The 14562-nt window shown below is 41.2% G+C and carries 15 protein-coding genes; 9 read left to right on the top strand and 6 right to left on the bottom strand.

Translation table 11 applies throughout. The features are described from left to right. A partial coding sequence (locus tag C7972_RS22195) for a site-specific integrase (protein ID WP_258364924.1) occupies window positions 1-829 on the bottom strand: 829 nt, incomplete at its 3' end. A gap of 64 nt (window positions 830-893) precedes the next feature. On the opposite strand from C7972_RS22195, the gene C7972_RS22200 reads away from it, so the two are divergent. Then, on the top strand, window positions 894-1277 hold the full coding sequence (locus tag C7972_RS22200) for a hypothetical protein (RefSeq protein WP_110358362.1): 384 nt from the start codon (window positions 894-896) through the stop codon (window positions 1275-1277). A gap of 18 nt (window positions 1278-1295) precedes the next feature. Here the strand turns inward: C7972_RS22200 and C7972_RS22205 are convergent, their stop codons facing one another. From C7972_RS22205 to C7972_RS23970, 3 genes are all read right to left on the bottom strand, one after another. Continuing rightward, window positions 1296-2141 carry a hypothetical protein gene (locus tag C7972_RS22205; RefSeq protein ID WP_110358363.1) on the bottom strand — a complete coding sequence of 282 codons (846 nt, stop codon included), beginning with the start codon at window positions 2139-2141 and terminating at the stop codon, window positions 1296-1298. 103 nt (window positions 2142-2244) lie between these two features. Continuing rightward, entirely contained in the window at window positions 2245-3207 is a 963-nt protein-coding gene (locus C7972_RS22210; protein WP_110358364.1) for an ornithine cyclodeaminase family protein, read from the bottom strand. Window positions 3208-3543: 336 nt separating this feature from the next. Then, on the bottom strand, window positions 3544-3699 hold the full coding sequence (locus C7972_RS23970; protein WP_181422969.1) for a hypothetical protein: 156 nt from the start codon (window positions 3697-3699) through the stop codon (window positions 3544-3546). Window positions 3700-3861: 162 nt separating this feature from the next. Here C7972_RS23970 and C7972_RS22220 point away from each other — a divergent pair, with 162 nt between their 5' ends. Continuing rightward, entirely contained in the window at window positions 3862-5670 is a 1809-nt protein-coding gene (locus C7972_RS22220; RefSeq protein WP_258364925.1) for a c-type cytochrome, read from the top strand. Between the two features lie 222 nt (window positions 5671-5892). Beyond that, entirely contained in the window at window positions 5893-8151 is a 2259-nt protein-coding gene (locus C7972_RS22225) for a two-component regulator propeller domain-containing protein (protein ID WP_110358366.1), read from the top strand. Between the two features lie 99 nt (window positions 8152-8250). On the opposite strand, the gene C7972_RS22230 is transcribed toward C7972_RS22225, so the two are convergent. After that, window positions 8251-8928: a LytTR family DNA-binding domain-containing protein gene (locus tag C7972_RS22230; RefSeq protein ID WP_110358367.1), complete on the bottom strand. Its 678-nt coding sequence runs from the start codon at window positions 8926-8928 to the stop codon at window positions 8251-8253. Continuing rightward, window positions 8915-9946 (bottom strand): sensor histidine kinase, encoded by a 1032-nt coding sequence (locus tag C7972_RS22235; RefSeq protein WP_110358368.1) that lies wholly within the window; start codon window positions 9944-9946, stop codon window positions 8915-8917. Before C7972_RS22235 ends, C7972_RS22230 begins: the two co-directional genes overlap by 14 nt. A 191-nt stretch (window positions 9947-10137) precedes the next feature. Here C7972_RS22235 and C7972_RS22240 point away from each other — a divergent pair, with 191 nt between their 5' ends. The 6 genes from C7972_RS22240 to C7972_RS22265 all read left to right on the top strand — a co-directional run bounded on the left by C7972_RS22240 (window position 10138) and on the right by C7972_RS22265 (window position 14386). Further along, window positions 10138-10428 carry an EF-hand domain-containing protein gene (locus C7972_RS22240; RefSeq protein WP_110358369.1) on the top strand — a complete coding sequence of 97 codons (291 nt, stop codon included), beginning with the start codon at window positions 10138-10140 and terminating at the stop codon, window positions 10426-10428. A gap of 34 nt (window positions 10429-10462) precedes the next feature. Further along, complete coding sequence (locus tag C7972_RS22245) at window positions 10463-11467, top strand: YHYH protein (protein ID WP_220020940.1); 1005 nt, start codon at window positions 10463-10465, stop codon at window positions 11465-11467. 69 nt (window positions 11468-11536) lie between these two features. Then, window positions 11537-12199, top strand: coding sequence for a hypothetical protein (locus C7972_RS22250; protein WP_146216369.1), 663 nt, complete (start codon window positions 11537-11539; stop codon window positions 12197-12199). 141 nt (window positions 12200-12340) lie between these two features. After that, entirely contained in the window at window positions 12341-13105 is a 765-nt protein-coding gene (locus C7972_RS22255) for a YHYH protein (RefSeq protein ID WP_110358372.1), read from the top strand. 11 nt (window positions 13106-13116) lie between these two features. Then, complete coding sequence (locus tag C7972_RS22260; protein ID WP_110358373.1) at window positions 13117-13716, top strand: toxin-antitoxin system YwqK family antitoxin; 600 nt, start codon at window positions 13117-13119, stop codon at window positions 13714-13716. Then, the gene (locus C7972_RS22265) at window positions 13694-14386 is read left to right on the top strand and encodes an SCO family protein (protein WP_220020941.1); all 693 of its coding nucleotides are present in this window, start codon (window positions 13694-13696) and stop codon (window positions 14384-14386) included. The genes C7972_RS22260 and C7972_RS22265 overlap by 23 nt, the downstream gene beginning before the upstream one ends. Window positions 14387-14562: the final 176 nt, after the last annotated feature.

A 14562-nucleotide genomic window follows, 5' to 3' on the forward strand; every position in this document is an offset into this window, starting at 1 on the left:
GATCTTCCAAAACAGTCTGTGATAAAAGGGTATGTCGGTCTTTATTGCCTTTCGAACCCTGTACTCTGATCAACATACGTTTACTGTCTACATCTTCCAGTTTTAGGTTTAACAATTCGCTGCGACGGAGACCTGAACTGTACAACAGGCTTATGATACATCTATGCTTTAGGTTATTGGTGTTTTCAATAATGGAAAGTACTTCTTCTTTCGAAATCACTGTGGGAAGTTTAAATTCCCTCCTAGGTCGCTCAATCTCATAGAATCGATTGGGCATTCCCAGCACTACCTCATAGTAGAATTTTATGGCATTAATGGCCTGATTTAAATAGGAATTGGAAACATTTTTTTGTACTAGTTTTTGAAGAAATGCCCGTATGTCACTTTCATCGATGGCGTTCAGGTTTTTTTCCTTGTAATGATTGATGAAAAGTTCAAAAAAATGCACATAAGTACGAACCGTGTTATTGGCATATTTTTTTAATTCCAGTTTTAGTAGATATTCTTCCGGACAGAACCTGTATTCGGGGATGGGTTTTCTTTTTCTGAACCACTCTACATCAACACATTCATTGCCCGTATTTAGCGGTTTATTGGATAGGAACCTGTTGTAATTGATCCAGACGACTCCTCTAAAAGTGTTGAAAATGATACCAAGATTGTCCTTGGTGTTGGGAATATAGGCCATATTATACTGTTCGCTCCATTTGGGGTTGGGAAGACTTTTTATCAACCCCTGTATAAGCTTGTCTGGAGAAAACTTAATGCCTATCATCTTTTGATCGTGGATCATAAGATGGTAAAGCGTTATGGATTTAAAGGGATTCATGTAGCAAGTTTAATTAAAAAACAAAATTTAAATCGTATATTATGTGTATAATATATGCGTACAAATGGATAATGAGAGAAGATGTCCTGTCTGCAGTATTTTGGTAAAAGGACGGTCCGATAAGATATTTTGCTCCACCAAATGCAGGTCCATAAACCAATATGAAAATCGACAGCAAACCGAAGCTTTTTACCTGAAGGTGGATAGGCAATTGAAAATAAATAGGAAACTTCTTAAGAAATATAACAGATCGGGCTATACTACTATTAGAAGATCCGAACTTATGGAAGAAGGTTTCGATCCAAAATTTTTCACCCATTATTGGAAGAACCAAAAAGGAGACGTCTACCTCTTTGTTTATGAATATGGTTTTTTGAAATTGACGGATAAGGGTAAAGACAAGTATGTCCTGGTAATTTGGCAGGATTATATGAATACAACCCAATAATATTTGGAATTGAATTTACTACCGATCTTCATGCAAAGGGTAGGATGGTTTCTCCATTACTCCTTCATCACTGAATAAAGAATATCTGTCAACATCTTGAAGAACAGTTGTTATAAGTTGGACCTTATTATTGATCAAGGCGCTGTCCTGAACCAAACGGATACCATGGCTGTAGTCGGCATATGTTTCGCTGTGACCCGCATAAACGGGTTGGATGGGAGTTCCATTTTGGTAATGCCAGCCATAAATAACAACCGGCGAGGACGAATTTTTATAGATTTTGTTCGAGATAATAACATCCTTTTTATGTCCCGCCACCAAAACACCCATAGGAGCCTGATCAAGGGCTTTCTTCCTTTGCCTTTTTAATAATATATTATGTTCCCACATTACAGGAATTGTTGTCATTTGTGGACTGGGAGGAATGGGCGACGGGGGCAATTTTAAGGAAGCGTTGCTCCATATTTGATCTACCATCTGCTTGGTAGGAAGGGTGAAACCAATGGCCTTTGCTATTCTCTGGGCCAATATAGGGGTCATTGGTGTCAGGAAAAAATCAGTATCGGAGCCAATAGCCAAATAATCCGGCAGTACAAAATAGGTAACTATATAAGTTGAATCCTTTAGGCCTCTAGAAAATGAAATGGGACTCAGCTCACGTAAAAAATTAGGTACATTTCCGTTCAAAATTTGTCGGTAAATTTGCTTTTCCCTGTTCTCCACGCTCAAGGTTTCAATCTGATATTTAAAAGTGCTGCCCGAAATGGCATCACTGCTACGAGCAGGAAGGGGTAACTTTTGGGCTTTCAATAAGCCCGAAAGTGCCAATGCTAAAAATAGGATCGTAAAGGTTAACTTGTTCATTGCCGTTTTTACGAAGGTAGTTTTTTGAATTTTTTAATATCAAAAACGGACATACTTTACAATTTTGTTAGGCATTGCATTTAGCCAATGCATGCTTGTAACTTTATGGTTTGTTTTGGTACATGTTGTAATAATAGGTGGCGGCGGCTAAATCTTCCAAGGCATGTCCAACCGACTTAAACATTGTAATTTCCCCATCGTTCCTCCTACCGTGTTTTTTTTGGGAAGTGAGCTCAAATAAATCGGCCTTAATGTCCGCCTCTTTCAAAACCCCACTTTTTAATGGTATAACGATGTCCCCACTTTCTTTTAAGCCACCTTGATAAGTATCTATATATACTTCCGCCTTGTTAATTGTTTCGTCATCAGCCTCCCGCATATCTACCTTATAGGCTCCTACCAAATCCACATGTTGTCCAGGTTTTAGATATTTCCCCAAAACAAGGGGTGTTTTGGACAAAGTGGCCGAGGATATAATATCTACTTCAGAAATTTTATCCTCAATGTCTTTTATAGGTTGGATATGGAAGGGTGCATTTTGTAGCTTTTCGCAAATATCCATCGCCCTGGCATAATCCCTACCCCAGACATACACCGTTTTTAATGGGCGTACACTGGCATGGGCCAATATTAAATTGGGGGCAAGGGCACCCGTGCCAATCATTAATAGGGAACTGGAATTTGCCCTGGATAAATATTGTGATGCCAAAGCAGAGGCTGCGGCCGTTCTCTTTACAGTTAAGCTCTTGGCCTCCAGAATCCCAAGGATGCTGCCTTTTAAGGCATCCAAATAAATATACGTCCCTTGAATGGCCGGGAGGTTAAACTGACCGTTTTTGGGGCTCACAGTGGCAATCTTTACCCCAGCCTGTTTTCCAGGGTTCCAAGCAGGCATCAATAACAAGGTTGAATCCTCTTTTACTTCAGGATTGGGAAAATCGTGATGATGTCTCATGGGCACTATGGTGTCCTGGTCCATAAATGCAGCCTTTAGCACATTGACAAGGCTGGAAAAATTTGTGTTTTTCTCTATAAAACTAGCGGGAATTTGGGTTATTTTATCCATACGGACAAAGTTATAAAAATAACGGATAATTTAGGTCGGTCTTAAATTGCCATACCTGCCATTGGATTGGTCAAGGATGCTTCCGGGAGTATACAGATATAAGCCTTCATTCGCAAGTGGACCAAATTTTGGGAGGTAAGAGAGGCAACAATGGTTCAGGATAAATTGTGAGCTGGAAAGATGAAGATATTGGCTGTTCCTGGGCCGGTTATAAAGGCCTTGCCCGCCCTTTTGGATAATCCCCTAAATGCCTTTTCGGTATGCAGGCCGATAAACTTTTAATGGGAGATGTTTTGCCTCAAAGGAACTCGGTCTTACGCTCAATTAAATGGCCGCTTATATTATTTTATTGAGCAAACCTATTTGGTTAAAAAGAATACTCCTTGTGAAAATAGCAAGGGATACAGAACTTTCCTTGCAATCCACTGGATCGGTAAGCATTTTAAGTTGTTCGAATCCAAAATTGCCATCATCCGCTAAAAATAATTTCAAGCCACTTAATTATTTAAACAAATTTGATTAGCTTAGGAGGAGTTGTTCGATTTGGGAATCAGCTATTTATGTCAAAAAAAAAGATTTCATGTGCGCTTAGTTTAAGCAAAAATGGATACATCTAACGTCATCCAATCCTTAGTATATTAATTATTCCCAAAAATGGATTTAAATTTTTCGGTACCGAATAGGAAATATAAAGAAATGGAAGTTCTCCTTCGCTTAAAAAGCATTTTGCTTATGTTGCTGTTTTCGGGCGTTTTGACGCAATGTACAAAGAAGCTGCCACCAGGAGATCCTGATAATGGGGGATTGCTGCTTCCGGAAGGTTTTGAGGCCGTTGTGGTGGTGGACAGTATAGGACCTGCCCGGCATCTTGCGGTAAATGACAACGGTGATGTATATATAAAAATGCGATTTGCCCATGAAGAAGGTGAAAATATGGGTCTGCGCGATACCGATAATGATGGAAAAGCAGACCAAATGGAACGGTTTGGGGTGTTTGATCAACGTGGGTATTATGCCACCGGGATGCGGATCTATAAGGATTATTTATATTACAGTACGGCCAGTACGGTATATAGACAAAAACTTACTAGGGGTAAGTTGATACCGGAAAGTGAACCGGAAATCATGCTCACGGATAACTATCAAGATTCCCCTTATGGCTATTCCCATATCGCCAAACCTCTAACTTTTGATCGGAATGGTCATATGTATGTTCCCTTCGGCTCCCCCGGAGATGTTTGCCAATCAAAGGAACGGAATAGAATGCCCGGAGCACCTGGGCAGGACCCTTGTCCAGAATTGGAATGGCATGCCGGTATATGGCAGTTTGACGCCAATAAGCCCGGCCAGACACAAAAGGACGGATACCGTTATGCAACTGGAATTAGGAGTGTTGTGGGAATGGATTGGAACCATTACGATGATACCTTGTATGCACTGCAGCATGGAAGGGACAATATGAACCGTAACTGGCCCGAATATTACTCCCCATGGCAAAGTGCCATGCTGCCCTCCGAGGAATTTCTTAAAGTAAAGGATGGGGCCAATGCCGGGTGGCCGTATTATTACTATGATCATATGCAGGGCAAAAAATTACTCAATCCGGAATATGGGGGAGATGGTAAAAAAGAGGGCAACGGGGCAGAATACGAGCAGCCAATTATTGGTTTTCCCGGACATTGGGCCCCCAATGACCTACATTTCTATCGGGGAGATCAATTCCCTGAGCATTATAAAAATGGCGCCTTTATAGCCTTTCATGGATCCACCATTAGAGCTCCTTTTCCTCAAGCGGGCTACTTTATTGGTTTTGTCCCTTTTAAAAATGGGCAAGCTGGCGAATGGGAAGTTTTTGCCGATGGCTTTACACAGGTCGATAAAATAGTTGATACCGACGATGCAGGGTACAGGCCAATGGGTATTGCCATGGGGCCGGATGGTTCATTGTATATAAGCGAAAGTGAACATGGAAAAATTTGGAGGGTAATGTACAAAGGGGACAAGAAAAATTTTGGTAGGGACCAACTTGTTCAAATGGAAGGACTCAAAAATTTACCACATATAAAAACACCCGATGAAATTAAGGATGACCTTACACCGCTTAGGGCCGAGGCAGGAGCAATATTGTATAATAAATACTGTGGATCCTGTCACATGGCAAATGGGATGGGAGATGGCAGCAGGTTTCCGCCTATCGCCGGTTCCGAATGGGTCAAAGGGGACCAGGAAAGACTTATAGATGTTGTGTTGAGTGGCTTAAGTGGGCCTATTGAGGTGAATGGCAAGTCCTTTGACGGGGTAATGCCGGCAGTAGACTACTTGGAAGACGAAGAAATAGCCCAGATCCTCACCTATATTAGGAAGGAATTCGGAGATAATGCCGCTCCCGTGGGGTCCTACTACGTTAAACGAGGCCGATACCATGCAAGAAAGAAAAAGGAGGTTTTAAAGAGCGGAATTTAATTGTCTTTATAAATGTTGCCCAGTCTGTGGGGTGATTTTTAAAGGGGGGGAGTTCCAATGTCTGTTTCAATCCTATTTTATTATTCCTTTACCAGTGAACAAGTTTTGCATAGGTTGTATGGTCATCCATATTTGGTATTCGTTTTGGAAGGTTTAAATTGATTCTGGCATATATCCTTAGCTTAGATTAACTTTAACGGCCAAACCCGTCAGCCAATTAATATGAACAAAGCCATTTTCTTTCTTTTTTATATTCCCATTTTGACCTTTTCCCAAAACAAAAGTATAGGACACAAACCAAGTGTAAACCTGGGCACTACTTATGTGGATAAACCATTTGTCCAGGAATATCATGAGGCCTTTATGGTTGCCGACAACAGTGAAGGCCCCAACAATGTTAGGGCCATACAGCCCCATATGGATGGAAGTGTCTGGATTGCTACCAAAAGTGGGATTTATCAAAAGGAAGATGGTTCCAGGGAATGGAAGATTGTCATTGCCGGGGATAACCAAGGTCCGGCCTATGACGTAGAGATTGATAAAGATCAAAATGTTTGGATGGCCACTTGGAACGGAGTTTATAGGAGTGGGACTGGCGACATCCAGAAAATGGAAGGTCCCAAGCCACCTATTGCCAAACTGGTATCCACAAAAGAGGGTGTATATGCCTTGGGGCCTTATGGAATATGGTTGTACCAAGATAGGAAATGGTCAAAAAAGGATTATAGTACTGCAAGTAGTATTCGGACCGTGCTGTCTGACCATAATGGCGGACTTTGGATAGGTACGGACGTGGGGCTATACCACTGTAACGCCGAAAAAACAACGGCATATCAGGGAAACGAGGATTTGATCAGTGCTTATGTTAGGGGAATGGATTTTGACCAAAAGGGAAATTTGTGGATAGGTGGTTTGGGAGGGGTATCCATTAGGGATAAAATCGAAAAAATTGGTGAAAAAAGGCCGGAAGATGGGATTGTCAATGCCAATGTAACTACGGTTGCAAAGGGGCCTGATGGGAAGATGTGGGTGGGAACCCAATATGGAATTACAAGATTTGTCCCTGGAGAAAAGGAGTATTCCGTTCGATTGGGCAGACGTTGGTTGGTATCCAACGAGGTTAGGGATATCGCTTTCGATCAGCAGGGAAACGCATGGGTCGCTACGGCCAATGGAGTAAGTGCCATAAAGAACAGACAGATGACACTTGAAGATAAGGCCGACTTTTTTTATGATAAACTGATACGGCGCCATGTAAGGGAACCATGGATTATAGCCCGATCCAAATTGGTGGTTCCAGGTGATACCACCACCATTCAACCGGAGGATGACGATAATGACGGGGAGTTTACCTCCAATTATCTGGCCATGGAATCCTTTAGGTATGCAACCACCCAAAATCCAGAGGCAAGATTACGGGCCAAAAAAGCCTTTGATTTCTTACATTTTTTAAGGGAAGTAACCGGTGTTGATGGCTTTTTCGCAAGAACCATAATTCCGGCCACATGGGAGCAATCCCATGATATGAACCGCACTTACACCGAGCGTGAACTGGCCGATGAAATAATTGATAATCCAAGGCAAAAACCAGTAGAAAAACGTTGGCATGTTTCCAAGGACGGCAAATGGAAATGGAAGGGCGATACCAGTAGCGATGAGATCTCAGGGCATTTATTCGGCTATTATTGTTATTATAACCTAGTGGCCGATGCCAAGGAAAAAAAACGGATAGCAGATCATTTTAGTAAAATTATGGACCATCTAATAAAAAACGACTTTAATTTGGTAGATGTGGATGGAACCCATACCAAATGGGGCGTATGGTCCCCGGACATTCTGAACCACAATCCCGATTGGGCGCCCGAAAGGGCCTTGAACTCATTGGAGTTGTTGGCTTTTTTGAAGTTTGCCCATCACATTACCCAAAAGGACAGGTATCAAAAGGAATATTTGAAGTTGATAGAGGAAGAGGGGTATTTGGACAATGCAAAAACCTTGCACAATACCAATCCTTCCTGGGAGACCTATTTTGATATCTTTTTATCGCTGTATATGTATCCAACCCTAATTAACTATGAAGAGGATCCGGTATTGAAAAGGGAGTATCAGGCCCATTTGGAGCAATGGTTCAACAAACATAAAAGGGCAAAGAGCCCTATGATCAATTTTACATATAATCTTCTAACAGGAGGTTCCGATGAGTTGGATAGCTCCATAGGTTTCCTAAAAGACGCTCCTTTGGACTTGGTAGACTGGAATAATGACAATGCACAACGGGAAGACCTTAAGGTAGTTCGGCAACCTATACTTGAGGAGCTGCAGACGGGTTTGCGCCCACCAAGCGAGTACCGAACCATGCGATGGGATCAAAACCCTTATGTGGCCGTTAGCGGCGATCCGGCCCAGGAAAAAGAACCTGTTTATTGGTTGCTGCCCTACTGGATGGGCCGGTATTTAAACTTGATATCGGCGCAAAAGTAAATCTTTGGCTTATCTCAAGAATACTTTTTGTTCATGATAATTGTACGCAAATTATGGCATCAAATACTGCCATTTTTGGTTTTATGTAATGGAAAGTGCTTAAAAGAGATTGTTTTTTACCAGTTCAAAATAGCTGGCGCTTACCGGAATGGCCACCTTGTCAATTAATAGATCCCTTCCTTTCAGCGCACTCACCTTTTTCTTGTTTACGATAAAGGAGCGGTGCACCCTCATGAACAGTTCCGTAGGCAGTTTTTTCTCCAAAGCCGTAAGGCTCTGATTGCTCATAATTTTACCCTCTGTGGTATGATAAATGGCATATTCGCTATCACTTTCAATATAAAGAATGGAACCATACCTCAGTTTATGCAGGTCATAGCCCGATTTAACGATTATTGAATCCACTGTGGCTTCCTGGTGGGAGTCGATCTTTATTTTGTTGACAGCCTTTAAAAAGCGTTCAAATGTAATAGGCTTTAAGAGATAATCTATGGCATTTAGTTCAAAACCTTCCAAGGCATATTCCGAGTATGCCGTTGTAAAGATGACCTGAGTTGACGGCGGAATCATTTTTGCAAACTCTGTACCTTTAATTTCGGGCATTTGGATGTCCAGTAGCAGCAGATCTATTTTTTGCTCCTTAAGCACTCTCATGGCGTCCAAGGGATTTTCAAAATCGGCCACCAATTCCAAAAAATTCACTTTTGCAATATAGGTTTTGAGGAGGCTTCGTGCCAATTCTTCGTCGTCTACAATTAAACATTTAATGGTTCCCATTCAGATCTATGTGCAGTTGAACTTTAAAAGTAGTTAATTCTTTTTGGATCTTTAAGGTATGCTTTTTTGGATATAGTATTTCCAATCTTTTCTTTACATTTTCCAGGCCTATTCCCCCAATGTTGTCTTTTTGCATTGGTACTTTGGGGATACTGTTTTCAATTTCAAAATTGATATTTTTATCGTCGGAGAAGATACTTATTTTTAAAAAAGCATCTGTTATCTTTTCCAAATTACCATGTTTTAGGGCATTTTCAACAAAGGGAATGAATAGCATGGGGGCTACCTTGACAGCATCGTTTTTTATTTGAAATTCGGTTTGTATGGGATAGGTTTTGCTGCTTTTTAAGACGTACATGGCCAAATAGTCCTTTATATAATCGACCTCTTTTCCAAGGGGTACAAAAGCTTGTTCACACTCGTACAAAACATAACGCAGCATATTGGACAAGGTACTGATACCTTGTTGGGTCTTGTCCGAATTGGTAACCGAAAGCGCATAAATATTGTTTAGTGAATTGAACAAAAAATGTGGGTTGATCTGTGACTTCAGTAGTTTTAATTCAGTTTGCAAATTTTCATTCTTGTTCCTAATATTCTCTTCTTCCTTCTTTTGGGCAAACAAAAATGTCTCCACAAAAGTAGCCAGTACATAGGCAATGGACAGGACCAGGAAATGGATTAAAAATTGGGGGGGTGCCTTGGGCCGCACTCCAGGTGGTGGTCCTGCTATATGGGTTGGCCGGCCACCAAGAATTCCCACAAGAGTTTCTGAAACCAGGGCTGAACACAATACAATTACAGTTATGGAAATGATGACAAATAGAATATATTTCTTTTTGAATAAAAGGGCCGGAGCGGTATAATAGATCAATACGGCAATAACTACACATTGCAATACAAATGGAAGTGTATTCCGTTGAAGGAAAAGTACATCATCGGTCATGAGCAACCATGCCATCAGCCATACACTAAGCCATAGCAAGATGTGAAAGAGAAATCGTTTTGTTCTGTCCATGCTACAAATTAAAGGAATTAATTTTCATCACAATGCAAAAATAGGCCCTCCTGGCCCTCCATTATTTATAGTTCACCGTTCGTAACACTTTATTCGCTTAAAACCTGCGTTGGTTCACAGAAAGAAGCCATTTGGTATTCAACCATGGGCCATCTTTGTAGTCGAAATAGTGAATTCTAAAAACAATAACAATGAAAAAAATGATAGTAAAATCGGCAGTATTAACAGCAATGGTAACCGTGTTTTTTAGCGCGAATGTTAACGCACAACAACCTCAGGGCGGACAGGGGCAAAAAGAGCCGCCATCCGTTGATGAAATTTTTGGGCAAATGGATAAGGACGAGGACGGTAAACTTTCCAAAAAGGAAATAAAAGGCCCTCTAAAAAATGATTTTGCAAAAATAGACACCGATGAAGATGGCTACATCACCAAGGAAGAACTGGAAAAAGCTCCCAAGCCCAAAGGAAGGAAACGCGACTAGGATATGCCCCAAATTGTAAAATTCTAAAACAAAAATGATGAAAAACCTAATTCCACTTTTATTTGTTTGCACCGTGCTTTTCATTTCCTGCAATAGTTGCAGTAACGATAGTGCGGATATTGTTGACGGAACCAAGGATGGCGATACCGCAGATGAGACCAAGGTTGTAGATGTTGATGCATCCCTCTTTCTAACAAGTAATGGATCCGTTACCGTTACAACGGTCCCCTGTACACTTTCCGATGGTACGTCTACCGACTGCTATCAGATTGTGGCTAACAGTACCCCCGCGGACCATGAAATGGGACCATGGTGTCCGGATAATATTTCTGATGCTGCGGATAAGGGTGGAATATGGCTTGAAAATGGTGAAGTCTATGATGTTGACGGCGCCTTTATTGAAAATATGGCCAATTTCTATAACGATAGTACCTGGAAAATGTACGACGCCAATGGGGACATATATACCACTGAAACGGAAGATGATTGCGCCAATGCCGCCAACCCTAATGTAGGGGAGGAGTACGAAAATTTTTGTGTGGAATGTTTACCCTCCTATGTTACGGATTTAACCCAGACGTATTTAATTCCAATTACGCCTGTTAAACAATCGACGTCTACGGATTTTGGCGGATTCGGCCCTCCGGGGATGGGCGGGAACGGACCTTCCCAAAGAGGCGTGGCTTTTAATGGGGTTGTTTTTGATGCCCCGGCACCTACAGACGCCATTTTAGGGGCCTATACCTTGGCACCCTTTGATGACGCAGGGGGGCATATAAATTTAAATGCAGGGTATCATTACCATGCCGCTACCGGAGTATCTACCCAATTGGCACAAGATGATGGGCATTCGGCTATGATAGGATATGCCATGGATGGCTTTGGCCTTTATGCCCAATTGGATGCCAATGGGGAGGAACCTACGGATCTGGATGACTGTAGGGGACATTCGGACGAAACAAGGGGCTATCACTATCATGTAGCGGCACCCGGATCAAATAGCTTTATTAATTGTTTAAATGGGGCTTACGCCAATTAATATTAATTGAGAAGGATCAAAACTAAGTTGTTTGTTTTAGACTTGATTCCTTATATAAAAGATAGGATTATGTACAGAAGGATTTCCATCATTTGTTTACTATTTATGGCAATGGCGGTTAAGGCCCATCAGGCAGATGTATCCACTACAATGCTGGTGGAAAAACCGGACAATAGTTGGGTGTTGCAGATTAGTGCCTCCCTAACCGCTTTTCAGCATGAAATACGCACCCATTTTTCCGAAACACCTTATGAAACTCCAGATGAGTTTCGGCAAATGGTATTGGAACACATTAAAAACAATCTCCATATCAGTTTCAATGGAGGTGGGGATATTTCTTTCAGTAATGGAGTGGTTATACTAGGTCTTGAAACCAAAGTGATATTCGAGGTCTTCGGAATACCTTCGGAAATAAATTCGGTATTGGTTAAAAATAGCGCCTTTAAGGACATCCATAGAAATCAGACTGCCTTATTTCTTTTTAAGGATGGTTTTGGCAAAGAACAATTTCTTTTAAATGAAGGCAATGATCATACCTTGGCATTAGAGGTTGGCGGAAATAAATTTGTGGAGGCGGGCCATTATGAGGCAAGTTTGTTTTCGTCCAATATAGGGATAATTTTATGGGGTGTTTCCGCTATAGTTGTTCTAGGTGTAAGTATTTTGGGGGTAGGATTTTTATTCAAGAAATTCAAAAGCCGAAAAGAAATGCCTTTGACTATAGTTCGTTGATTTTTTTCGCTGGACAACCCCCCTCCGTTCACTTAAAGGTCAAGGGTGCATATGGATTTGGAAATTTTGATGTTTCCCAATAATCGAGCTTTGTTGCAACATAAGTTCAAAATAAACTAAAATCGTTTTAAAACAATAGATATGAAAAAAGAAGGAAAATTGAAAAAAAATATGGCGGCCATGGCACTGGCTCTGGCCTTGCTATTAACAACCTTAATTGCCTGTAGTGCAGATAGTGCTTCCGATGAGGATACTGAAGAAACTGCGGTGACCGAATTGCACGCTGCATTTTCAGCATTCAATTCCGACGCCACCACAATTTTTTTGGACGGGTCCAATGTAGTTATAGAAACTACTGGTCTGCCCGACCATGAAACCGTGTATTGGGGAGAAGGCAATGCCCTTTATAAAGAGGAACCCGATGTGGATAGAACGCCAAGCATCATGTCCAGCAACAATAATGCCACCACAATTACCGTAGATGCCACTCCCAATTTAACGGGAAGTACCGTATCCACTCAGCTGAATACTATTGGTATTGCCGTAAGCGGGGCCTCCATCTTTAACGATCAGGAAGGAGGCGGCCCATTAAACCAAGCTGCAGCCAGTCTGGACTGGACGGGGGCCCATATAGGCCCTGGAGTATACCATTATCATTTGGAGCCCAAAGCCTTCACCGATGACGATGAGAATCTAGTGGGGATACTTTTGGACGGAGTTTTTCTTTATGGCAGAAAATGTACTTCCACCGGGACCTACCCAACAGATTTGGATTCCTCTGGAGGCCATACTACGGCAACCCAATATACAGATGGCGAAGAGGAGTACCACTATCACATCATCAATGAATTGTATTCAACAACAGGATCTTATTTGGCCTTTGCCGGTCCATATCAGGGATACTAAAAAAAAGGACTATGCGACCATTACTTTTATTAATTGTGACTGCCTTATCCCTTATAAACTGTAAAGACGCCAATGATATAAAAAGGGTGGAGGGGGATGCCATAGAAATTTACAATGTTGAGGTATTCAAACAGGATTTGGTCCTTAACCAAATTGAAGGCAAGTGGTATTACAAAAACCGGCCTTACAATGGGTATTCGTTGAAATTTCATCCAAATGATACTTTGGCCGAAAGATTGGGGTTTCTAAATGGCAAAAGGGAAGGGGTGGCAAAAAGATGGTCTATAAACGGAGTGCTTAGGGTAGAGTCTACCTATCGTCAAAATAAGTTGGTGGGGGTGTACAAAAGCTGGTGGGAAAATGGGGTGTTGGCAGAAGAATCCCATTACGTTAATGGCCTAAAGCAAGGGGAAGAAAAACAATGGTATGCTACTGGGCAACTTTCCAAAGTTAGGCAATTGGTGAAGGGAAATGAGGAAGGATTGCAAAAGGCCTGGCTGCCCAATGGGAAATTATTTGTTAATTATGAGGCCAAAAACGGACGCATTTTTGGAATGCTCAGGGCTAATTCATGTTATAAATTGGAAGATGAAGTTGTTGTTAGGGATTAAGAATAAGGGGTTGGTGTTGGTTTGTTGGTTGGCATTTTTTACTAGTTGCAAGAATCAAGTAAAAAAAGAGACTGTTGAAGTAGAGGAGACCAGTAGGGTGGAATATCTTCCCTACTATAGCGATGAATCCTTTACGCCATATTGGTTAACCCCCAATAGTGAAGAGGAAAAGAGTTTCCACAAAATTCCGGATTTCAGTTTGGTAAATCAATTGGGGGATACGGTCTCCCAAAAGACATTTGATAACAAAATCTATATAGCGGATTTCTTCTTTACGACCTGTCCCGGCATATGTTTAAAGATGACTGGGAATATGGTAAAGGTCCAGGAGGCATTTAAGGACGATCCGGAGGTATTGTTACTTTCACATTCGGTAACTCCCTCTATAGATGCTGTCCCCATACTTAAGAATTATGCCGAAAAAAACGGAGTAATAAATAATAAATGGCATTTGGTTACAGGGGACAAAACGGAAATTTACAACCTGGGAAGAAATCAATATTTTGTAGAGAACGATTTGGGGGTGCCAAAGGATATAAACGACTTTTTGCACACGGAAAACTTTTTATTGATAGATAAAAACAAACATATTAGGGGTATTTATAATGGGTTGAACAGGGCATCCATAGCCCAACTAATTACAGATATCAAAGCTTTAAAACTGGAATAGTTGATATACCCCTATTTGCTAAAATCCTGAAACTTGTATGGGAAATTTGGACAAGGATGTATTTTAAAGATGATATCTAGCAGATGAAAATAAGCAGTAATGGGTTGATTTTATGGCCATAGCTTCAATGGAAGGACATATTCATTGGTTTTAAAGGCGAATTTTATTAATATTAA

Origin of the sequence: Arenibacter sp. ARW7G5Y1 (assembly GCF_003201775.1) — a bacterium.
Lineage (GTDB): Bacteria > Bacteroidota > Bacteroidia > Flavobacteriales > Flavobacteriaceae > Arenibacter.

What these genes read in the sequence shown, in the direction of transcription:
- C7972_RS22250 (WP_146216369.1), top strand. Translation starts at nt 11,537, where the DNA reads ATGTACAGAAGGATTTCCATCATTTGTTTACTATTTATGGCAATGGCG.
- C7972_RS22225 (WP_110358366.1), top strand. Translation starts at nt 5,893, where the DNA reads ATGAACAAAGCCATTTTCTTTCTTTTTTATATTCCCATTTTGACCTTT.
- C7972_RS22265 (WP_220020941.1), top strand. Translation starts at nt 13,694, where the DNA reads ATGAAGTTGTTGTTAGGGATTAAGAATAAGGGGTTGGTGTTGGTTTGT.
- C7972_RS22260 (WP_110358373.1), top strand. Translation starts at nt 13,117, where the DNA reads ATGCGACCATTACTTTTATTAATTGTGACTGCCTTATCCCTTATAAAC.
- C7972_RS22205 (WP_110358363.1), bottom strand. Translation starts at nt 2,141, where the DNA reads ATGAACAAGTTAACCTTTACGATCCTATTTTTAGCATTGGCACTTTCG.
- C7972_RS22240 (WP_110358369.1), top strand. Translation starts at nt 10,138, where the DNA reads ATGAAAAAAATGATAGTAAAATCGGCAGTATTAACAGCAATGGTAACC.
- C7972_RS22220 (WP_258364925.1), top strand. Translation starts at nt 3,862, where the DNA reads ATGGATTTAAATTTTTCGGTACCGAATAGGAAATATAAAGAAATGGAA.
- C7972_RS22200 (WP_110358362.1), top strand. Translation starts at nt 894, where the DNA reads ATGGATAATGAGAGAAGATGTCCTGTCTGCAGTATTTTGGTAAAAGGA.
- C7972_RS22235 (WP_110358368.1), bottom strand. Translation starts at nt 9,946, where the DNA reads ATGGACAGAACAAAACGATTTCTCTTTCACATCTTGCTATGGCTTAGT.
- C7972_RS22255 (WP_110358372.1), top strand. Translation starts at nt 12,341, where the DNA reads ATGAAAAAAGAAGGAAAATTGAAAAAAAATATGGCGGCCATGGCACTG.
- C7972_RS22230 (WP_110358367.1), bottom strand. Translation starts at nt 8,928, where the DNA reads ATGGGAACCATTAAATGTTTAATTGTAGACGACGAAGAATTGGCACGA.
- C7972_RS22210 (WP_110358364.1), bottom strand. Translation starts at nt 3,207, where the DNA reads ATGGATAAAATAACCCAAATTCCCGCTAGTTTTATAGAGAAAAACACA.
- C7972_RS22245 (WP_220020940.1), top strand. Translation starts at nt 10,463, where the DNA reads ATGATGAAAAACCTAATTCCACTTTTATTTGTTTGCACCGTGCTTTTC.